This window comes from Falsiroseomonas sp. HW251 (assembly GCF_050563545.1).
GTDB lineage: Bacteria > Pseudomonadota > Alphaproteobacteria > Acetobacterales > Acetobacteraceae > Falsiroseomonas.
In genome coordinates this window covers 1-20699 of record NZ_JBNXUM010000031.1, presented here as the reverse complement: position 1 = coordinate 20699, position 20699 = coordinate 1, and the positions used below count along the sequence as shown (strand labels likewise).

General features: G+C 72.4%; 18 protein-coding genes and 1 pseudogene. 2 read left to right on the top strand and 17 right to left on the bottom strand.

Going from position 1 to position 20699, the window contains the following annotated elements; genetic code table 11:
• Positions 1 to 7 precede the first annotated feature (7 nt).
• The 4 genes from ACLF3M_RS27945 to ACLF3M_RS27930 form a co-directional block, all read right to left on the bottom strand.
• Positions 8 to 538: an N-acetyltransferase family protein gene (locus tag ACLF3M_RS27945; RefSeq protein WP_430660289.1), complete on the bottom strand. Its 531-nt coding sequence runs from the start codon at positions 536 to 538 to the stop codon at positions 8 to 10.
• A gap of 121 nt (positions 539 to 659) precedes the next feature.
• A complete protein-coding gene (locus ACLF3M_RS27940) occupies positions 660 to 1949 on the bottom strand; it encodes an adenylosuccinate synthase (RefSeq protein WP_430660288.1) in 1290 nt (429 codons plus the stop codon).
• Positions 1950 to 2073: 124 nt separating this feature from the next.
• Complete coding sequence (locus ACLF3M_RS27935; RefSeq protein ID WP_430660287.1) at positions 2074 to 3216, bottom strand: ATP phosphoribosyltransferase regulatory subunit; 1143 nt, start codon at positions 3214 to 3216, stop codon at positions 2074 to 2076.
• A 59-nt stretch (positions 3217 to 3275) separates the two neighbouring features.
• Positions 3276 to 3893 (bottom strand): hypothetical protein, encoded by a 618-nt coding sequence (locus tag ACLF3M_RS27930; RefSeq protein WP_430660286.1) that lies wholly within the window; start codon positions 3891 to 3893, stop codon positions 3276 to 3278.
• 102 nt (positions 3894 to 3995) lie between these two features.
• Here ACLF3M_RS27930 and ACLF3M_RS27925 point away from each other — a divergent pair, with 102 nt between their 5' ends.
• Positions 3996 to 4535, top strand: coding sequence for a hypothetical protein (locus ACLF3M_RS27925; protein ID WP_430660285.1), 540 nt, complete (start codon positions 3996 to 3998; stop codon positions 4533 to 4535).
• A 164-nt stretch (positions 4536 to 4699) separates the two neighbouring features.
• On the opposite strand, the gene serA is transcribed toward ACLF3M_RS27925, so the two are convergent.
• The gene (gene serA, locus ACLF3M_RS27920; RefSeq protein ID WP_430660284.1) at positions 4700 to 6286 is read right to left on the bottom strand and encodes a phosphoglycerate dehydrogenase; all 1587 of its coding nucleotides are present in this window, start codon (positions 6284 to 6286) and stop codon (positions 4700 to 4702) included.
• Between the two features lie 3 nt (positions 6287 to 6289).
• A complete protein-coding gene (locus ACLF3M_RS27915; protein ID WP_430660283.1) occupies positions 6290 to 7468 on the bottom strand; it encodes a phosphoserine transaminase in 1179 nt (392 codons plus the stop codon).
• 149 nt (positions 7469 to 7617) lie between these two features.
• On the opposite strand from ACLF3M_RS27915, the gene ACLF3M_RS27910 reads away from it, so the two are divergent.
• Positions 7618 to 8583 carry a Bug family tripartite tricarboxylate transporter substrate binding protein gene (locus tag ACLF3M_RS27910; RefSeq protein ID WP_430660282.1) on the top strand — a complete coding sequence of 322 codons (966 nt, stop codon included), beginning with the start codon at positions 7618 to 7620 and terminating at the stop codon, positions 8581 to 8583.
• 7 nt (positions 8584 to 8590) lie between these two features.
• On the opposite strand, the gene ACLF3M_RS27905 is transcribed toward ACLF3M_RS27910, so the two are convergent.
• The 11 genes and pseudogenes from ACLF3M_RS27905 to ACLF3M_RS27855 all read right to left on the bottom strand — a co-directional run.
• Complete coding sequence (locus ACLF3M_RS27905; RefSeq protein WP_430660281.1) at positions 8591 to 9547, bottom strand: hypothetical protein; 957 nt, start codon at positions 9545 to 9547, stop codon at positions 8591 to 8593.
• Positions 9544 to 10425 (bottom strand): PhzF family phenazine biosynthesis protein, encoded by an 882-nt coding sequence (locus ACLF3M_RS27900; protein WP_430660280.1) that lies wholly within the window; start codon positions 10423 to 10425, stop codon positions 9544 to 9546. The genes ACLF3M_RS27905 and ACLF3M_RS27900 overlap by 4 nt, the downstream gene beginning before the upstream one ends.
• Entirely contained in the window at positions 10422 to 11243 is an 822-nt protein-coding gene (thiD, locus tag ACLF3M_RS27895; protein WP_430660279.1) for a bifunctional hydroxymethylpyrimidine kinase/phosphomethylpyrimidine kinase, read from the bottom strand. The genes ACLF3M_RS27900 and thiD overlap by 4 nt, the downstream gene beginning before the upstream one ends.
• Complete coding sequence (gene glmM, locus ACLF3M_RS27890) at positions 11243 to 12622, bottom strand: phosphoglucosamine mutase (RefSeq protein ID WP_430660278.1); 1380 nt, start codon at positions 12620 to 12622, stop codon at positions 11243 to 11245. The genes thiD and glmM overlap by 1 nt, the downstream gene beginning before the upstream one ends.
• Positions 12623 to 12631: 9 nt before the next feature.
• Positions 12632 to 13699, bottom strand: a complete 1068-nt coding sequence (gene folP / locus ACLF3M_RS27885; protein WP_430660277.1) for a dihydropteroate synthase — start codon at positions 13697 to 13699, stop codon at positions 12632 to 12634.
• Between the two features lie 103 nt (positions 13700 to 13802).
• Positions 13803 to 15722, bottom strand: a complete 1920-nt coding sequence (ftsH, locus tag ACLF3M_RS27880; protein ID WP_430660276.1) for an ATP-dependent zinc metalloprotease FtsH — start codon at positions 15720 to 15722, stop codon at positions 13803 to 13805.
• 125 nt (positions 15723 to 15847) lie between these two features.
• Positions 15848 to 17068, bottom strand: a complete 1221-nt coding sequence (tilS, locus tag ACLF3M_RS27875; RefSeq protein WP_430660275.1) for a tRNA lysidine(34) synthetase TilS — start codon at positions 17066 to 17068, stop codon at positions 15848 to 15850.
• A gap of 142 nt (positions 17069 to 17210) precedes the next feature.
• The gene (locus ACLF3M_RS27870) at positions 17211 to 18050 is read right to left on the bottom strand and encodes a tetratricopeptide repeat protein (RefSeq protein WP_430660274.1); all 840 of its coding nucleotides are present in this window, start codon (positions 18048 to 18050) and stop codon (positions 17211 to 17213) included.
• 162 nt (positions 18051 to 18212) lie between these two features.
• Positions 18213 to 18692 (bottom strand): peptidoglycan-associated lipoprotein Pal, encoded by a 480-nt coding sequence (gene pal / locus ACLF3M_RS27865; protein WP_430660347.1) that lies wholly within the window; start codon positions 18690 to 18692, stop codon positions 18213 to 18215.
• Between the two features lie 109 nt (positions 18693 to 18801).
• Entirely contained in the window at positions 18802 to 20178 is a 1377-nt protein-coding gene (tolB, locus tag ACLF3M_RS27860) for a Tol-Pal system beta propeller repeat protein TolB (RefSeq protein WP_430660273.1), read from the bottom strand.
• Positions 20175 to 20699: pseudogene (locus tag ACLF3M_RS27855) on the bottom strand (hypothetical protein); the annotation flags it as partial. The gene tolB and the pseudogene ACLF3M_RS27855, both read right to left, overlap by 4 nt.

Genomic DNA, 20699 nt, shown 5'->3' with positions numbered 1-20699 from the left:
CAAAACCCTAAACCGGCGGCGTCGCCGCCCCCTCGCCCAGCGCCCGCGTCATCAGCACGCTGTCCACCCAGCGATCATGCTTCCAGCCCACCGCCGGCAGCACGCCGACCATCGCGAAGCCGCAGGACCTGTGCAGCCCGATGGACGCCGCGTTGCCGCTGTCGCCGATCACCGCCACCATCAGCCTGAGGCCTCGCGCCGTGCACCGCTCGATCAGCGCCTCCAGCAGCGCCCGCCCCACGCCGCCGCGGTTTGCGTCCTTCGCGACATAGACCGAGTTCTCGCAGGCAAAGCGATAGGCTGGCCGCGTCCGCCAGTGCGAGACGTAGGCATAGCCGAGCACGCGCCCGCCCTCGGCTTCCGCCACGATGTAGGGGAAGCCGTTGGCCAGCACCGCCTCGCGGCGCTTCGCCATTTCGGCCTCGTCGGGCGGCTCGAGCTCGAAGCTCGCCAGCCCCGTCTCGACCCAGTGACCGTAGATCGGCGCGATCGCCGGGATGTCGTCGGGACGGGAATCTCGGATCGTGAGGCTGGCCATGCCCGAACCTCGCAAGGCCCAGGCCGATCGGCAACCGGATGACCGGCCCAACTGGCGCGCTTCAGCCGGGCGTCACGCTCAGCAGCCGACGTCGCCCGTTGCCGCTCCGCGCAGCCGTCGCTCACCCCGCGAAGGGGTCCTTCAGCACGATCGTGTCGTCGCGCTCCGGTGAGGTGGAGAGCAGCACCACCGGCGCCTCCACCAGTTCCTCGATGCGCCGGATGTACTTCACGGCCTCGGCCGGGAGTTCGGCGTAGCTGCGCGCGCCCATGGTGGAGCCAGGCCAGCCCGGGATCTCCTCATAGACCGGCTCCGCCGCGGCCTGCGCGCCGATGGACGCCGGCAGGCTCTTCAGGACCTGGCCCTTCACCCGGTAGCCCGTGCAGATCCTGAGCATCGGCAGCCCGTCCAGCACGTCGAGCTTGGTCAGCACCAGCCCGTCCACGCCGCCGACCTTCACGGCCTGGCGCACCATCGCCGCGTCGAACCAGCCGCAGCGCCGCGGCCGGCCCGTGACGGTGCCGAATTCCCGCCCGCGCTCGCCGAGCAGGCGGCCGGTGTCGTCGTGCAGCTCCGTCGGGAAGGGCCCGCTGCCGACCCGCGTCGTGTAGGCCTTGGCGATGCCCAGCACATAGCCGATGCGGTTGGGGCCCACGCCCGCGCCCGCCGCCGCATTGCCCGCGACGGTGTTCGACGACGTCACGTAGGGATAGGTGCCGTGATCCACGTCGAGCATCACGGCCTGCGCGCCCTCGAACAGCACGCGCTTGCCGCTGCGGCTGGCCTCGTCGAGCCGTTCCCAGACAGGCTCGGCGAAGGGCAGCAGTTGCGGCGCGAGTTCCAGCAGCCGGTCGAGCAGCGCCTGCTTCTCGAAGGTCGGCGCGCCGAGGCCCTTCAGCAGCGTGTTGTGGTGAAGCAGCAGCTCGTCGAGCTTGCGCGACAGCACCTCTGGCTCGGCCAGGTCGCACAGGCGGATGGCGCGGCGCGCGACCTTGTCCTCATAGGCCGGGCCGATGCCGCGGCCTGTGGTGCCGATCTTGTTCTCGCCCCGCGCGGCCTCCCGCGCCTTGTCGAGCGCGGGGTGCAGCGGGAGGATCAGCGGCACGTTCTCCGCGATGCGGAGGTTGTCGGGGCCGACCTTGAGGCCCTGCGCGCCGACCTTCTCGATCTCGACCAGCAGGTGCTCGGGGTCGAGCACGACGCCGTTGCCGATCACGCCGAGCTTGCCGCGCACCACGCCCGAGGGCAGCAGCGACAGCTTGTAGGTCTGGTTGCCGACGACCAGCGTATGGCCGGCATTGTGGCCGCCCTGGAAGCGCACCACGACATCGGCGCGCGAGGCCAGCCAGTCCACCACCTTGCCCTTGCCCTCGTCGCCCCACTGGGCGCCGATGACGGCGACGTTGGCCATAACGACCTACTCCCTTCCTTGCGACCTGCGGCCCGCGGCGAATGCCGCGAAGCAAAGCGGCGCGAATGCGCCGCGCCGGCGTCTGAGAGCGTTGCCGCGACGCGGCAACGCAAGCCAGAAGACCCTACTCCTTGATCGGACGCGGCACGCCGGCCGCGTCCAGGACATGCGTGCAGCGAAGCGATCGGGCGGTGTCGTCCGGCGAGAGCTGCGCGACGGTCGCCATGCCCTTCGCGCGCAAGGCTGCCGCAGCGGCAGCATCGGCGCCCGCCGGCAGGAAGACCCTCGGCCGGCGCGGCGCAGCGGGGACCGCGCGCAGCACCGCATCGGGATAGAGCGTCATGCCCGTTGCGGGCTCCTCGCCCGACATGTAGCGCCCCCCTCGCGCGAGCTCGCCCGTCGCGCCGGGGCCGAACACAGTGAAGGCGACGCCGGTGTGGTAGCGGAAGCCGCGGAACTCCACGGGATCGAGCGTGATGCGCAGCACCGGCGCCCGCGCGCGGATCGCCGCGATCACCGCGGCCGCGTTGTCGGCGATGGCGCGTGCGGCCGGCGGCAGATCGGCTTCCTCGAGCGCCTCGAGCGCGATATCGGCCGGCCCCGCCGCGGCCAGCAGCGCCGGCAGCACATGCGCGGCCCGGCCGGCGTCGCGCACGCGCTCCGCCACGGCCGCGGCGTCCTTGCGATCCAGCGCGCGGGCCAGGCGGCGCCGCGCCTCGCCCTCGACGCCAGCCGCGTCCAGCAGGGCCGGCGACAGCCGGGGCAGCGTGATGTCGAGCGAGGGGTCGGTCACGCCAAGCGCGACCAGCGCCTCAGCCGCCACCGCCGCGACCTCGGCATCGGCTTCCGGCAGGTCGGGGCCGATGAGCTCGATGCCGGCCTGCGGCACCTGGCGCGCGGGAGCGAGCTGCGTGCCGCGCACCCGCAGCACCTGGCCGTGATAGGACAGGCGCAACGGCCGCGACGTGCGTGCGAGCCTGGTCGCGGCGATGCGAGCGACCTGCGGCGTGGTGTCGGCCCGCAGCCCCATCATGCGCTGGCTCACGGGGTCCATCAGCCGGAAGGTCTGGTCGGCCAGCGCCGCGCCGGAACCGGCAAACAGGCTGTCCTCGAACTCCAGCAGCGGTGGCTTGACGCGTTCGTAGCCGTGGCGGGCGAAGACCTCGACCATCGCCTCGACGAGCGCGGCCTCCCGCTCCGCCTCGGGCGGGAGCAGGTCGGCAAGGCCGGCGGGCAGCAGGGCCGGGCTGGGCGGGTCGTCGGTCATCGCGGGCGGCAGTCCTGCCAGCCCAGGCCGCCCCGGGCAACCCGCAAGCGGCGAATGCCTCAGGCGAGGAAGAGGTCGAACTCCGCGCGCTGCCCGCCATCGACCGCGCTGACCCGGGCGATCAGCAGCGCGCGGGCGGCCGGCGGCATGGAGCGAAGCAGCCCGTCGGTCTCGTTCCGGGGCTCGCCCGGGAAATAGATCTGGGTGGTGAGCGCGGCGCCCCCGCCGGCGGGCTGAGCCCGCAGATGGATATGCGGCGTGCGCCCGGGATAGAGGCCGGGGCGGATCGTGCGGAAGGCATAGCGCCCGGCGCCGTCAGCGACCGCGCGGCCATAGCCCTGGAAGCCGGCATCACGCTGATCGAGGCGCGCGTCGCGGGGATGGAGGTAGATGCCCTGCGCATCGGCCTGCCAGATCTCGATCCGGGCGCCGGCCAGCCCCGCGCCGTCGGGCCCGCGCACCAGGCCCGTCAGGAGCAACGGGATACCGCGCGCCGGCCTCGGCTGGCCCGCGACCTGCAGCAGGTCGGCGTCGGCATCGGCGGGAATGGCCTGGGGGTAGTAGGGCCCCTCCATCTGCGCGGGCGTTCGCGGCGCCTGCGCATGCGCCGGCAGGACCAGCAGCGCCGGGGCGAACAGCAGGGGACGGCGGAGGAGGGCGGCGCGCGTGTTCTTCATGCCCAAGATCTGCCGAACCGCGGCGCCATCCCGCAAGTGACGAAGCGTTCCGGCGGCCGCCGGAACCGCGACGCGCGACGGGCGGGGGGCTATTCTCCCGCCATGCGACAGGCATTGATTGGCCGCCGCCTCCTGCTGCTCCTGCCGCTCGCGGGCTGCGTCGCCGATCCCGCGGCCAGCTGGGTCGGCGGCATCGGCGATCCCGTGCGCGGCGCCGCGCTGAACGCGCCGCGGCTGCTCGGCGACATGGCGCGGTATCGCGGCGACCCCGCCGGCGCGGCGCTGGCCGCGGTGCAGCTCGAATTCCTGGACCAGCAGTTCCGCATCAACCCGCTCTACATGAACGGCGTCACCGGCCCGACGCTGGCCACCGTCCGCGCGGGGCGGACGGAGATGCGCGCCGCCATCGGCATCGCGCGGGATGCGCCGCCCGAGCTGGTCATCGCGCAACTGCGGGAAGCCGCGGCGGAGATCCAGGCCGGCAGCATGGCCCGCGCCGACGCCGCGCTCAGCGGGCCGATGTTCCCGCTCGGCGGCGAGGCAACGCTGCGGCGCCTGTCCAGCCTGCCGTCCCTGCCCCGCGTCCGCGACGCCGCCGGCGCCGCGAACCAGGCGATCACGCAGGACCGGCGAAGCCTCTAGGGCCCGTTAGACAACGCCGCGCGGGTCGGCCTGACAGGTCTTTTCCGCCCTGGGTTCGTCAGCCAGCTTGCCGATGAAACAACCATCGGCTGCGCCGCCTTCCTGCCCAGGAAGAAAAATCCCTCGCCAGCCCTCAGCCGCGGGCATTGTCTAACGGGCCTTAGTCAGAAGGCCAGCGGCACCGCGCGCACCACCAGCGGCAGCGCGCGCACCTTCGCCAGCACCGCCTCCGGCACCGGCCCGTCCAGGCCCACCAGGCAGATCGCATCCCCGCCCGGCTTGTCGCGGCCGAGGTGGAAGGTCGCGATGTTGATCCCGGCCTCGCTCAGCGTCGTGCCGAAGCGGCCGATGAAGCCCGGCCTGTCCTGGTTGGTGACATACAGCATGTGCGGCGCGAATTCCGCCTCCACGGGGATGCCCTTCACCTCCACGAGCCGCGCCTTGCCGTGGCCGACCAGCGTGCCCGCGACGCTGCGCGTCCAGGCCGAGGTCTCGAGCGTGACGCGCACCAGGGTGGCATAGTCACCGCTGCGCTCGAGCGTGGTCTCCGCGACGTCGACGCCGCGTTCCTTCGCCAGCGCCGGCGCGTTGACCATGTTGACCGCGCCCATCATGGGCGCGAGCACGCCGGCCAGCGCGGCGGCGGTCAGCGGCCGGTGGTTCAGCTCCGCGGCGTGGCCTTCGTATTCCACCCGGATGGCGCGGATCTCGTCGCCGACCGCGGCGGTGAGCTGGCCGGCGAGCGCACCGAGCAGCCGCGCGAGCTCCATGTAAGGCTTGAGGCGCGGCGCCTCCTCCGCGGTGACAGAGGGCATGTTGATGGCGTTGGACACCGCGCCGGTCAGCAGGAAGTCCGCCATCTGCTCCGCGACCTGCAGGGCCACGTTCTCCTGCGCCTCGGTCGTCGCGGCGCCGAGATGCGGCGTGCAGACCACATTCTCCAGGCCGAAGAGCGGGGATTCGGTCGCGGGCTCCGTCTCGAAGACGTCGAGCGCGGCGCCGGCGAGGTGGCCGGACTTCAGAGCGTCGTACAGCGCCGCCTCGTCCACCAGCCCGCCGCGGGCACAGTTGATGAGGCGCGCCCCTTTCTTCATTGCAAAGATCCGCTCCCGGCTCAGGATGTTCCGGGTTTGCTCGGTATAGGGCGCGTGGATGGTCACGATGTCGGCCCGCGCGATCAGCGCATCCAGCTCCACCTTCTCCACGCCGAGCTCGAGCGCGCGCTTCTCCGACAGGAAGGGGTCGTAGGCCACGACCCTCATGCGCAGCCCGTTGGCGCGGTCGGCGACGATCGAGCCGATGTTGCCGCAGCCCACCAGGCCCAGCGTCTTGCCCGTGAGCTCAACGCCCATGAAGCGGTTCTTCTCCCACTTGCCGGCCTTGGTCGAGGCGCTGGCTTCGGGGATCTGGCGGGCGAGCGCGAACATCATGGCGATCGCGTGCTCGGCGGTGGTGATGGCGTTGCCGAAGGGCGTGTTCATCACCACGACGCCGCGCGCGGTGGCGCTCGTGACGTCCACGTTGTCCACGCCGATGCCGGCGCGGCCGACGACGCGCAGCCGAGGCGCGGCGTCGAAGAGCTCGCGCGTGACCTTCGTCGCGCTGCGGACGGCCAGGCCGTCATACTCGCCGATGATCTCCCGCAGTTCGGCGGGCTTGAGGCCGGGCTTGAAATCCACGTCCACGCCGCGGTCCCGGAAGATCTGGACGGCGGCGGGCGAGAGCTTGTCGGAAATCAGGACCTTCAGCATCGCTCAGGCCGCCTTCTTCTTGAACTCGGCCTCGACCTGCGCGAAGGCGAAGTCGAGCCAGGGCAGCAGCGCCTCGATGTCGGCGGTCTCGACGGTGGCGCCGCCCCAGATGCGCAGGCCCGGGGGCGCGTCGCGATAGGCCGCGGCATCCAGCGCAACACCTTCCTTCTCCAGGAAGGACGCCAGCTTCTTCGCCGCCGCCGCCTGGCCGTCCGCGTCGAGCGCGGTGAACCAGGGTGCCACGATCTTCAGGCAGATCGAGGTGCAGGAGCGCGTGGCGGGATCCTCGGCCAGGAAGGCCGCCCAGGGCGTGCGGTCCACCCAGCGCGCGATGGCGGCGAGGTTCGCTTCCGACCGCGCGACCAGGCCCTTCAGTCCGCCGACCGATTCCGCCCAGCGAAGGCCGTCGATCGCATCCTCGACGCAGAGCATGGAGGGCGTGTTGATCGTCTCGCCCCTGAAGATGCCCTCGTTGATCTTCCCGTCCTTGGTCATGCGGAAGATCTTCGGCATCGGCCAGGACGGCTTGTGGGATTCAAGCCGCGCCACCGCGCGCGGCGACAACGCGAGCATGCCATGCGCGGCCTCGCCGCCGAGCACCTTCTGCCAGGACCACGTCACGACATCGAGCTTGTCCCAGGGCAGCTCCATCGCGAAGGCGGCGGAGGTCGCGTCGCAGATCGCCAGCCCCTCGCGGTCCGCCCTGATGAAGTCGGCATTGGCGAGCCGCACGCCGGACGTCGTGCCGTTCCAGACGAAGACCACATCGCGGTGAGGATCGACCTGCGCCAGATCCGGCAGCTTCCCATACCCCGCCGGGATCACCCTCGCATCCGCCAGCTTCAGCTGCTTCGTGACATCGGTCGCCCAGTCCTTGGAGAAGCTCTCCCAGGCCAGGATGTCCACGCCGCGCGCACCGAGCAGCGACCACAGCGCCATCTCGACGGCACCCGTGTCGGAGGCCGGCACGATGCCGAGCCGCCAATCCGCCGGCATGCCGAGGATCGCCTTCGACCGGTCGATGACCTCGGCAAGCTTCGCCTTCGGGTCCTTCGCGCGATGGGACCGGCCGAGCAGCGCGCCCGACAGCGCCTCCAGCGTCCAGCCCGGACGCTTGGCACAGGGACCGGAGGAGAAACGGGGGTTCGCCGGACGGATGTCCGGCCTGGTGGCGATCGCCATGAGTGCTCCCTTCCAGAAGCTGATGCGCCCCGGTGGGGGGGCGTGGCCCGCCACAAGCCTTAGCGAGCCGTCCTTCCCGCGGCAAGCCTCTGGGCTGGCGCGCGGCGTGCATGGCAGGCTGCGCAAGTCCGCAACGGAGCGCCCGACCCATGACGACCCTGACCCGCCGCGCCGCCCTCGCCGGGCTGCTGGCAGCCCCGCAGCTCGCAAGGGCACAGGGCCGCACCATCACCCTGATCTGCCCCTTCGGCCCGGGCACCAACGTGGACGCGATCGCGCGGCTGATCGCGCCGGAGCTTGGGCAGCGGCTCGGGGTGCAGGTCGTGGTCGAGAACGTCACCGGCGCCGGCGGGACCATCGGCACGGAACGCGCGGCGCGCGCGACGCCGGACGGCACGACGCTGCTGCTCGCGGTCGAGAGCACGATCAACGTCGCGCAGCTCGTCACGCCGTCCACTGTCCGCTACGACGGGCTGCGCGACTTCGTGCCGATCCACATGGTCGCCACGCTGCCGCTGCTGCTGATCGGCAAGCCCGCCCTGGCCGCGGCCAATTACGGTGCGCTGGTGACCGCGAGCAAGGCGGCGGCCAACCCCTTCAGCTTCGGCAGCTCCGGCACCGGGACCTCGCTGCACCTGTTCGGCGAATTGCTGGTGGAGAAGACCGGCATCCGGATGGAGCACGTGCCCTATCGCCAGGGCGCGCAGATGCTGACGGAGGTGATGAGCAACCAGCTCGACCTCGCGGTCAGCACGCTGACGAGCTCCGCGCCGCTGGTGAAGGACGGCAAGGTGAAGGGCTTCGGCATCTCGACCGCGCAGCGCAGCCCCTTCCTGACGGAGACGCCGACCTTCAACGAGCAGACCGGCCGCACCGACCTGGTGATGGAGGTGTGGCAGGGGTTGTTCGCGCCGGCGCGCACCGACCCCGCCTTCGTCGCGCGCGTCTCCGCCGCGGCCGCCGAGGCGCTGGCCCAGCCGGCCTTCCAGCAGCGGGTGCGCGACCTCGGCCAGACGCCGTCCACGATGGGGCCGGGGCCAATGGCGGGGTTCCTGCGGGAAGAGAGCGAACGGTATGCCGCGCTGGTGAGGGCGGCGAATATCCAGCCGCAGTAGCGGTAGGTTAGTGCTCGGGCCGGAAGAACACGCCGGCCCGGGCCATCCCAACTGTCCCCCACGCCACCCAGCCCGTCAGCGCCGTCGTCGCCAGCAGGGCCGGCCAAGCGATCCAGCCCGGCGCGCCCAGCGCCATCAGCATCACCGCGAAGGCCGCGGTCGGGAAGGTGACGCCCCACCACGGCAGGCCGAAGGGCACGCGCGCGAACTCCGCGGCCAGCGAGACCATCACCGCCGCGATCAGCAGCGCGACGCCGGCGAAGGACAGCACCACCGCATCGGCGCGCCCCGTCAGCGCCTCCACCGCCAGCGCGGCGACGGCGGGCGGGGCCAGCAGGATCACGAGCGTCGGCCGCAACGCTTCGGGCAGCGGCGGCCCTGCAAGCAGCCGGTGCAGCAGCAGCGGCAGCATCGCGAGCCACAGGATCAGCCCGACGCCGAACATCATCCAGGACGCATCCACGAATCCCATCCGCGCGCCGAGCGCGGGGGCCAGGATGTTGCCGACCAGCGGGATCAGCAGCGGCGGCGCCAGCATCGCGGGTTCGCCGCGTCCCGCGACGACGCGGCGCAGCAGCATGGTCGCCAGGATCAGATGAGCCGCGACCGCGACCACCCAGACCGCGGCACCCAGCGCCGGCGCATGCGGATACAGCGCCGCCGAGACGATCATCAGCCCGACCGTCGGCGCCGCGCCGAAGGCGACGCGAACGGGGTGCCGCAACTCCGCGGCAACGGCTTCCGGGTATCGCACCAGGCGCAGGAGCTGCAGCGCGACAAGGCCGATCCAGAGCAGCGTGGTGAAGGCCAGCAGCGCCTCGCCGATCGGTTCCGGCGCGCCAAGCCAGTGATGCGCCTGGCGCCAGGCCAGGCCAACGCCGCCGGTGCCCATCGGCATCGCCAGCAGCGGCAGCGGCAGATGCTCCAGCGTCGGGCGCGCGGCGACGCGCGCGGCGTGGTTCAAAGCCGCGCCTCGCCTTCCAGCACGGGCACGCAGCCGCCGCCGACGGTCGCGCGGATGCCGCCGGGCGTGCGCCGGGCGGTGGTGCGCAGAACGCTGGGCCGTCCCATCTCGACGCCCTGCAGGATGTCCCACGCGCCCTCTTCCGCGCCCGACAGGTGCAGCAGAAGGGCAGCGAGCGGCGCGGCGGCGGAACCCGTCGCGGGATCCTCGCCGACGCCGAGCGCGGGGCTGAACATCCGCGCGCGCACGCCCGCGCCGTCGCGGGCATAGAGGTAGATCGCCGCGCGGCTGGCGAGCGCCGGGATGGCCTGCGCGACCTGGCGGAAGGCGGCGCTGTCCGGCGCCGCGCGGGTCAGCGCGGCCGGCGTCACCTCCATCAGCACGAAGGGATTGCCGACGCTGGCACGGACGGGGCGGTGGTTCTCCGTCACGACCTCCCAGGGCTCGAGCCCCGCGCAGGCCGCGAGCTGGACAGGCGTGAATTCCTCCGCCAGCGTCAGCGGCTGAGGTGCAGCGATGATCGCTTCCGTCACCGCGCCGGCGGCGTCGCGCGCAATGCGGATCTCGACCAGTCCCGCGAGCTCCTCGAAGCGCAGCGTGTCGCCGCCGCGTTCGGTAGCCAGCACGAAGCCGGTGCCGACATTCGGATGGCCCGCGAATGGCAGTTCCACTTTCGGCGCGAAGATGCGCACGCGGGCGGTGTTGGCGGGGTCCTCTGGCGGGAGGACGAAGGTGGTCTCGCTGAGGTTGAACTCGGCCGCGAGGCTCTGCATCTCGGCGTCGCTCAGGCCCCGTGCATCCGGGAAGACGGCGAGCGGATTGCCGCCGAAGCGCGTGTCGGTGAAGACGTCGAGCGTGACGAAGCGGTAGGTTCTCAAGACAGGTTCTCGATGCGCGAGGGATCGACGGTGACGCCATGGCCGAGCGGCCCGTGCCCGCTGCCGAAGCCCGGTGCTGCGATCATCGCGGCGCGGACATAGGCGCGCGCGCGGATCACGGCGTCGCGCAGCGCCATGCCTTGAGCAAGCCCGCAGGCCAGCGCGGAGGCGAGCGTGCAGCCCGTGCCATGGGTGTGGCGCGTGACGAGGCGCGCGCTCTCGAACGCTTCTGTGCCGTCCGGCGTCGCCAGCAGGTCGGTCAGCACCTCGCCGCTGCCATGGCCGCCCTTCAGCAGCACGGCGCGCACGCCCATGGAGAGCAACCTCTCCGCGGCGCGGTGCATGCCAGCGACATCGCCGATCGCGACGCCGGACAGCGCCTCGGCTTCCGGGATGTTGGGCGTGATGACAGCCGCCATCGGCAGCAGCCGTGCCGTCAGGGTGGAGACCGCTTCCGGCGCCAGCAGGGGATGGCCGCCCTTCGCCACCATCACGGGATCGGCGACGAGCGGAATGCCGGGGCCGAACGCCGCCAGCGCGTCGCAGACCGCTGCGATCGTCGCGCTGTCTGCCAGCATGCCGGTCTTGATCGCATCGGCGCCGAGGTCGCGCAGCACGACCTGGATCTGCAGGCGGATGAAGTCGCCCGGCACGCCCATCACGCCATGCACGCCGGTGGTGTCCTGCGCGGTCAGCGCGGTCACCGCCGTCATCGCGAAGCCGCCGAGCGCGGTCACCGCCTTGATGTCGGCCTGGATGCCTGCCCCGCCGCCGGAATCCGATCCGGCGCAGATCAGCACGCGCCCCTGGCCGGGCATCACTCGGCGGCTTTGCGCGAGGCCAGCGCCGCGGCGCGCGCGCGGATGACGCCGGCGATGCCCTCGACCGTCGCGGTGACCTCGGCCTCGTCCTCGGCTTCCGCCATGACGCGGATCAGCGGTTCGGTCCCGCTCGCACGCACCAGCACGCGGCCGCGGCTGCCGAGCGACGCTTCCGCCGCCGCGATCGCGCCCGCGACCTCCTCGTCGTTCAGCGGCGAGGCGCCGGCGTAGCGGATGTTGACCAGCTTCTGCGGCAGCGGCGCGAAACGGCGGCAGACCTCGCTCGCCGGGCGCTTCTCCTCGACCAGCAGCGCGAGGACCTGCAGCGCCGCGACCAGCCCGTCGCCTGTCGTCGCGAAATCCGAGAGGATCATGTGGCCGGACTGCTCGCCGCCGAGGTTGCAGCCGCTCTCGCGCATGCGCTCCGCGACGTAGCGGTCGCCGACCCTGGTGCGGTGAAGCGCAAGCCCCATGCCGCCGAGATGCCGCTCGAGCCCGAGGTTCGACATCACTGTCGCGACCACGCCGGTGCCGCGCAGCCGCCCGTCGCGGTGCCAGGACCCCGCGATCAGCGCCAGGATCTGGTCGCCGTCCACGATGCCGCCCTGCTCGTCGGCCAGCACCAGGCGATCCGCGTCGCCATCCAGCGCGATGCCGAGATCCGCGCGGCGTTCGCGCACGAGCTCCGCGAGCTTGCCCGGCGCCGTCGCGCCGCATTCGCGGTTGATGTTGAGCCCGTCCGGCGTCACGCCGACCGGCACGACCTCCGCGCCGAGTTCCCACAGCACGGTCGGCGCGACCTTGTAGGCCGCGCCATGCGCGCAATCCACGGCGATGCGCAGCCCTTCCAGGCTGCGGCCCTTGGGGAAGCTGGCCTTCGCCGCCTCGATGTAGCGGCCTGGCGCGTCCTCGATCCGACTGGCGCGGCCGAGCTTCGATGGCGCGGCCAAGCCCTCGCAGCTGTCGGGCGCCGTCATCATCGCCTCGATCGCGGCTTCCTCGTCGTCCGACAGCTTGAGGCCGTCGGGGCCGAACAGCTTGATGCCGTTGTCCTCATAGGGATTGTGGGACGCCGAGATCATCACGCCGAGATCGGCGCGGAGGCTGCGCGTCAGCATCGCGATGGCCGGCGTCGGCATCGGCCCGACGATCATCACGTCCATCCCCGCGCCGATGAAGCCTGCGGTCAGCGCGGGCTCCAGCATGTAGCCGGACAGGCGCGTGTCCTTGCCGATCACGACGCGGTGACGATGCGCACCCCTGTTGAAGAAGCGCCCGGCGGCCTGGCCGAGACGCAGCGCGGTCGCGGCATCCATCGGAGGGCGGTTGGCGGTGCCGCGGATGCCATCGGTGCCGAAATAGCGGCGCGTGCTCATGGACGCTGATTATTCCTCCGCCGGCTCTGCGTCCACCGGTTGGACCGCGCCGGCCTCCGCCGCGCCCAGGACGGCGAGCGCCTGGATGGTCTCGGCGACGTCATGGACGCGCAGGATGGACGCGCCGCGCTGCGCGGCGGCGACGGCCGCGCCGACGCTGCCGGCAACGCGGCGTTCGGCGGCCTCGACGCCCGAAAGCTCCCCGATCCAGCGCTTCCGGCTGCCGCCGAAGACGACCGGCCGGCCGAGCCCGGCCAGCAGCGGCAGGCGTTGCGTGACCTCCAGGTTCTGCTTCAGCCGCTTGCCGAACCCGATCCCGGGATCGAGCGCGATCCGCGATCGCGCGATGCCGTTCGCCTCGGCCCATTCCACGCGCTCGGCGAGGAACTGCGCGACCTCCAGCGCGACGTCGTCGTAGCGGATGTCCTGCTGCATGGTACGGGGGTCATCGCCCAGCATGTGCATCAGGATCACGCCGCATTCCGACCAGGCGGCGACGCGCACGGCATCGGGGTCGTGGCGCAACGCGGAGACGTCGTTGATGATCTCCGCCCCCGCTTCCAGCGCCAGGCGCATGGTCCGGGCGTTGCGCGTGTCCACGCTGACGGTCGCGGCCTTGGCGAGTTCGCGGATCACGGGGAGGACGCGCTCGGCTTCCTCCTCCGCGCCGACGGGCTCGGCGCCGGGCCGCGTGCTCTCGCCGCCGATGTCGAGGATGTCGGCGCCAGCTTCCAGCATCGCATGCCCCGCGGCGATGGCGGCGCGCGGGTCCAGATGCCGCCCGCCATCGCTGAAGCTGTCCGGCGTGGCGTTGAGAACGCCCATGACCAGCGGCCGCGTCAGTTCGAAGCCCGCGAAGCTTACCGCCCCCCTGGTGAGCGCGATGACCTGCGCCTGCCATTCCTCCGGCACGTCGGCCAGCGGCAGCGGCGCCTGGGGTGCGCCCGGGCCGATCAGCCGGACCATGGTGAAGGCGGCAGGCCCGCCGCCCAGCGGCAAGGCGAGGTCGGCGGCGATGGCCGCGGCGGCATCGCGGCCCCGCAACAGCCCGATCGGCTCGACCCAGGTGTCGGGCATGGCGGTCCCCGTGCAGGCAAGGAAAAGGCGGGGACGATGGCTCGTCCCCGCCCTGCGGTTTTCCCTGCACTGGCGCTTCCCCGCAAGCGGGGGAGCGAAGTTGTTACGTCCCGGGGGCCGGGGCGCCCGACCACGGGCCGGCCGAAGGTCGCGGCGCGCGGCCCGAGGACGGCACGCTGCCGCGCTGCGGCGCGGGCTCGTCCGGACGGTTGCGCACGACCGGCTCGCCGCGGATGACGTTGCGGATCTCGTCGCCGGACAGCGTCTCGTGCTCCAGCAGGCCCTTGGCCAGCAGGTGCAGCTCGTCGATGTTCTCCGACAGCGTCTTCTTCGCGCGGTCATAGGCGCCGTCGATGATGCCGCGGATCTCTGCGTCGATCTGCCGCGCGGTCTCCTCCGACAGGTTCTTCGACTGGGTCACGCTGTGGCCCAGGAAGACCTCCTGGTCGTTCGAGCCATAGGCGATCATGCCGAGCTTCTCGCTCATGCCCCATTCCGTCACCATCCGGCGAGCCTGGTCGGTCGCCATCTTGATGTCGCCGGAGGCGCCGTTGGAGACCTTGTCGGCGCCGAAGATCAGCTCCTCCGCGACGCGGCCGCCCATCGCCATGGCGAGTTCCGCCTTCAGCTTGGACTTGTGCTTGGAGTAGCGGTCGCCCTCCGGCAGGGACATCACGAGCCCCAGCGCGCGGCCGCGCGGGATAATGGTGGCCTTGTGTACGGGGTCGCATTCCGGCTCGTGCAGCGCGACCAGGGCGTGGCCGGCCTCGTGATAGGCCGTCATCCGCTTCTCGTCCTCGCTCATCACGAGCGAGCGGCGCTCGGCGCCCATCAGCACCTTGTCCTTCGCCATCTCGAACTCGTGCATGCCGACGGTGCGGCGGCCGTTACGAGCGGCGAGCAGCGCGGCCTCGTTCACGAGGTTCGCGAGGTCGGCGCCCGAGAAGCCCGGCGTGCCGCGCGCGATGACCTTGGGATCGACGTCGGAGGCCAGCGGCACCTTGCGCATGTGCACGCGCAGGATCTTCTCGCGCCCCACAACATCGGGGTTCGGCACCACGACCTGGCGGTCGAAGCGGCCCGGGCGCAGCAGCGCCGGGTCCAGCACGTCCGGCCGGTTGGTCGCCGCGATGATGATGACGCCCTCGTTCGCGTCGAAGCCGTCCATCTCGACAAGCATCTGGTTCAGGGTCTGCTCGCGCTCGTCATTGCCGCCGCCCAGGCCCGCGCCGCGATGGCGGCCGACGGCGTCGATCTCGTCGATGAAGATGATGCACGGGGCGTTCTTCTTGCCCTGCTCAAACATGTCGCGGACGCGGCTGGCGCCGACGCCGACGAACATCTCGACGAAGTCGGAGCCCGAGATCGTGAAGAAGGGTACGTTCGCCTCGCCGGCAATGGCGCGCGCCAGCAGCGTCTTGCCGGTGCCGGGGGGGCCGACCAGCAGCACGCCCTTCGGGATCTTGCCGCCGAGCCGCTGGAACTTCTGCGGGTCACGCAGGAAGTCCACGATCTCCTCGAGCTCGCCCTTGGCCTCGTCGATGCCGGCGACGTCGTCGAAGGTCACGCGGCCCTGCTTTTCCGTCAGCAGCCGCGCGCGGGACTTGCCGAAGCCCATGGCGCGTCCGCCGCCGCCCTGCATCTGGCGCATGAAGAACACCCAGACGCCGATCAGCAGCAGCATCGGGAACCAGGAGAGGAGGTAGTGGAAGAGCGGGTTCACCTCGCTGTCCTCCGGCCGGGCGACCACGCGCACGCCCTTGTCCGTCAGCTTGCTGACGAGTGTCGGGTCTTCCGGCGTATAGGTCGTGAAGCTGCGCCCGTCGCTGAGCTGCCCGCTCACCTGCCGTCCCGTCATGGTGACGTCGCGGACATGGCCGGCGTTCACCTCGTTCAGGAAGTCGGAATAGGCGAGCTGCTGCGCGTTGCGCGGCCCGGTGGAGGGCTGGAAGAGGTTGAACAGCGCCACCAGCAGCAGCGCCACGATGACCCAGAGCGCGAGGTTCCGGCCGAAATTGTTCACCTGGTGATTCCCATGCCTCGCCGCCCCCGGGGGCGGCGCCTCCTCACAGATAGTGCGCCCCGGGCCTTCTTCCATCCGGCCCGCACGCGGCAAATCACGGCGCCCGGCCCAGCATTCCGGTCGGATCAGGCGCCCGGCCCGGCCAGCGGTGCGAAACGTAACGCATGGCAGACGGCGATCGTCGCATCAGGATAGGCCAGGGCGGGCACGACCGCCAGTTCTCCGTTGCGCAGCAGGGCGGGCAGCGTCGGCGCGACGCCGGCCGGCATCCAGGCGGGCCGGGGCAGCCTCCGCGCCGCCGGCCCAGCGGGGCCGAGATCGAGGCCGGGTCCGGCGGCTTCCAGCCGGAACCGCCCGTCCCACAGCGCGCCGCCTTCGGCGGGCACGGGCGGAGCGAGCGCCGCTTCCTCCCGCAGCAGCAGGCCGGAGCGGCGCAGCACGGCGCCGCCGAGCGTCCCCTGCCCGGCCGCCAGCAGCCGCGCGACCGCCGCCGCGGCGGGCAGGTGCGCGCCGCCGCCGATGACGCGGATCAGCAGCGCGAGCGCCGCGGCGGCCACCCCGTCGCTGCCCAGGGCGGGAAGGTCCAGCCGGGCGAAGCCGGCCTCGTGGAGGAGCGAAGCCTTGGCCAGGCGAACGGCGATGTCGCGGGCGAACCCGGCCCGGCGAGCGCCCAGGCGGGACGCGGCCTCGGCCAGGGCGGCCGTGGAGGCGCCGTCCCCGTCGGGGTCGGCGAGCGCCGCGCGGAGCCGCGCCCGCTCGAAACGGGGATCGCGGTTGGAGGGGTCGCGGACCGGAACGATCCCGCGCGCGGCCAGCACGGCCTCGAGCCGCGCCGGAGCGACGCCGAGGAGGGGCCGCAGCACAAGCGCCGGGCCCTGCGCCCGCGCCGGCGCCATGGCGGCGAGCCCCGCCGGCCCGCTGCCGGCGAGGCCGCGCAGCAGCACCGTCTCCGCCTGGTCGGCTCGGTGATGGCCGAGCAGCAGCCAGGGCGCGCCCCTGTCGGCGCAGACCTCCAGCAAGGCGGCGAGGCGGGCTTCCCGTGCGCGGGCCTGCATGCCCGCGCCGGGGCACAGGCGGAGCGGGACGACCCGGGCGGCGATCCCCTGCCCCGCCAGCAGCGCGGCGACCCCGGCGGCCTCCGCGGTGCTTTCGGCCCGCAGCCCATGGTCGCAGATCACGACAAGAAGCGACCCGCCTTGCGCACGTGCCCAGCCGTCGGCGAGCAGCGCAAGCGCCAGGCTGTGCGGCCCGCCGGAGACGCCGGCGACGAGAAGCGGCTGCGGCCCGAACGGCCCGAGCGGCGCCATCAGCGCCGCGAAGTCGTCCTGGGTCAGCGGGACCGCCATTGCGGGTTAGCGGACAAGCCCTCTCCCCCCGCAGGGGGAAGAGGGATGGGTGACGGGGGCGCGCCGAGCCGCGGAGCCAGACATCCTTTTCGATGTCCTCCTCACCCAACCCTCTCCCCCATAAGCGGGGGAGAGGGCTAGATCAGCGGCACTGGGCCCGCCGCCTGGCATCAGTAGCCCGCTCCGCGACGGCACCGGCCAAGTTCGGGCTCGCGCTCCGCAGCTCGTTCAGCAGCGTGCAGGCGTCGCGGTTGTTGTTCAGCCCGATGAAGGCATTGGCGATGCCGACGGTCGCCTCCGGCGCGCGGCTGCCCTGCGGGCTGCGGCGGCGCGCATCGTCATAGGCGATCGCCGCGGCCGAGAAGTCGCGCCGGCCCATCAGCGCATCGCCGAGCAGGATCTGCGCATCCACCTGGCGCGGTGCGTCGCGGCTGGCGATGACCTCGCGCGCCGCGGCCTCGGCGGCCTGGAACTCGCGGCGGCCGAGCGCGGCCTGGCCGGCGGCGAGCGCCTGCTGCGGCGTGCGCGGCGCGTTGGCCGCGGGCTGGCTCGGCGGGGCAACGGGCGGCGGCGGGGGCGGCGCGCCGCGCGGCGGCACGGCGGGCGTGCCACCCCCGCGCTGGCCCTCGACCTGCTGCAGGCGGAAATCCACGTCGCCTTCCAGCTTCTCCACGCGCTCGCGCAGCTGGCGCTGGGCGAACTCGGCCTGCTCGGCGCGGCCGCGGATGGCGCGGACCTCCTCCTCCATGCGCTGCACGCGGTCGAGCAGGCTCTGCACGATCTCGCTCGATCCGCCGCCGCCCGAGGACGGGCGCGACGGCGTAGGCGCGACAGCGACGCCGCCGCGGCGCAGCGCCTCGATCTCCTGGCGGAGCTGCAGGATCTGGTTCTGCAGCGCGATGCCCTCGCGGCTGTCCATCTGCGCCAGCGCGACGCCGGGCAGCGCGACGATCAGGGCGAGGACGACGCCGAGGCGTCGCATGGCGGTTCCTCCGCAGTTGCTACGCATACGCCGCCCGCAAAGCGGGCCGGGGCCGCGAATGCGGTCCGCCGGGAGTCCGGCGAGCCAAGCGGCCGGAGGCCGCGCCCGGCGCCTGAGGGCACAAGGACGTTGATGCAGCGGTCAACGACGTTGACCGCTGCATCAACGGACGACCGTGACCGCGCGGCGGTTCTGCGCCCAGGCCTGCTCGTCGGAGCCGAGCGCCGCGGGGCGGTCCTTCCCGTAGGAGATCGTGCTGATGCGGGACGACGCGACGCCGCCCGCGACCAGCACGTCGCGCGCCGCATTGGCGCGGCGCTGGCCGAGGGCGAGGTTGTATTCGCGCGTGCCGCGGTCGTCGGTGTGGCCCTCCACCATCACCTGCACCTGCGGATAGCGGCCCATCCACGCGGCCTGGCGCTCCAGGATCGGGCGCTGGTCGGCGCGGATGTTGCTGCGGTCGAAGTCGAACAGCACGCGGTCGCCGACATTGGCGACCAGGTCCTCCTGGCTGCCCGGCCGGACCGAGCCGGAGCCGCTGCCGGCGCCGCCGGCGCCGTCGGCATTCGCGTTCTGATCGGAATTCGAGGAGCAGGCGCCGAGCGCGAGAGCGGCCATCAGGCCGAGCATCCGGATGTTCATCATTCCCCCTGTATTCGTCATGACGGCGGGGCCGTAACGGCCCCCCGTCGCAAGGTCAAGCAAAGTGCCGACGCTTCGTGGGGCCGGCATGGCGCGCTTCGCTGATTCGTTACGACAGCAACGGCGACCAGGCGGGGTCCGACGCGTCGGTCGGCGTGACCATCTGCCGCTCGTTGAAGCCCGCGATGTCGATCTGCGCGAGCCGCGAGCTGTAGCCCGAGCCCCGCGAATCGCGCGCCCGCGTCTCGCGGTAGAAGGCCAGCACGCGGCCGTTCGGCGCGAAGGTCGGCCCTTCCATCTGCCAGCCTTCGCTCAGGATGCGCTCGCCGCCGCCATCGGGGCGCATGACGCCGATCGCGAACTGCCCGCCGCTCATCCGCGTGAAGGCGATGAGGTCGCCGCGCGGCGACCAGACCGGCGTCGCGTAGCGCCCGTTGCCGAAGGAGATGCGCCGGACGTTCCCGCCATCCGCCGACATGACATAGAGCTGCTGGTCGCCGCCACGGTCGGAGTTGAAGACGATCTGCGACCCGTCGGGCGAGAAGCAGGGCGAGACGTCGAGCGAGCTGCCATTGGTCAGCTGCCTCTCGCGCCGCGACGCCAGGTCCACGACGAAGATGTCGGCATTGCCGCCGCGCATCGCCGACAGCGCCACGCCCCGCCCATCCGGCGAGAAGCGCGGCGAGAGCGTCATCCCCGTGAAGTTGCCGAGCATCTGCTGCTGCCCGGTGTCGAGGTTGAACAGGTAGACCCGCGGCTCGTTGCGGTTGTAGCTCATGAAGGCGATCTGGCGCGCTGAGGGGTGGAATCGCGGCGTGAGCGCGGGGAAGCTGCCATCGGTCAGGAAGCGGTGGTTCTCGCCGTCCTGGTCCATGATCGCCAGGCGGCGGTTGCGCCGGTCGCGCGGCCCGCTTTCCGCGATGTAGACGAGCTGGGTGTCGAAATAGCCCTTCTCGCCCAGCATGCGCTCATAGATCACGTCGGAGATCAGGTGCGCGATGCGGCGCCACTGCGCGGCGGGCGCGGTGAAGGCGGTGCCCTGGAGCTGCGTGTCTGCCAGCACGTCCCAGAGCCGGAACTCGACGCGGAGCCGGTCTCCCTGCGCATCCACGCGGCCCGTGGTCAGGGCCTGCGCGCCGATGACGCGCCAGTCCTGCGCGCGCGGGCGCTCGGCCGCGGCTTCCGGCGACTGGATGAAGGCCTGGCGCTCCACCGGGCGGAACAGGCCGGAGTTGCGGAGATTGGCCTGGATGACGCCTGCGATGTCGCGGCCGTAGCGCTGTGCCTCGCCGCCCGCGCCGGCCATCGCCGGGATCGCGATCGGGATCGGATCGGTGCGCGCGCGGGTGATGTCGATCACCGCGCCCTGCGCGATCGCGGAACGCGACATCAGCGGCCAGGTCAGGATTCCGGGTGCCACCATCGCGGCGCCGGCGCCGAACAGCGCATGGCGGCGGGTGATGACCGAAGGCAGCTTGAGGGTCATCGGACGAGTCCCCTGGGATTGAAGCGGAAGGTGGACGCCATCAGCGTCTGGATCTTGTCGGGCGGGACGCGCAGCGGGTTGCACTGCGGCGCCATCAGCGCGCGGCGCGCGGATTCATAGACCGCCCGGGCGCGCGGGTCGCTCGGCATGCCGCGCTCTCCGGGCACCACGTTGCGCACGTTTCCTTGCCCGTCGAGCTGGACGCGGAGCTCCACGACGATCTGGTCGAGGTTCAGCATCCCGCCATCCACCGACCAGCATTCCGAGACCTGCTCGGCCAGGCCGCGGATCTCGCCCTGGGTCAGCGGCGCGGTGCCGTTCGGTGCGCCGCCGCCGGCGGTCGGGCGGCCCTGCTGCGGGTTCGGCCGCGCGGTCGGCGGCGTCTGCTGGGCCTGCTGCTGGCGCAGGCGCTCCAGCGTGTTGAGCACGCTGCGGCTGTCCTCCTGCGGGCGGGCCGTGGGGGGCGTCTGGCCCGTGCCCGCGGTCTGGGTGGGCTGCGGCGGCGGCGGCGCGGGCGGCGG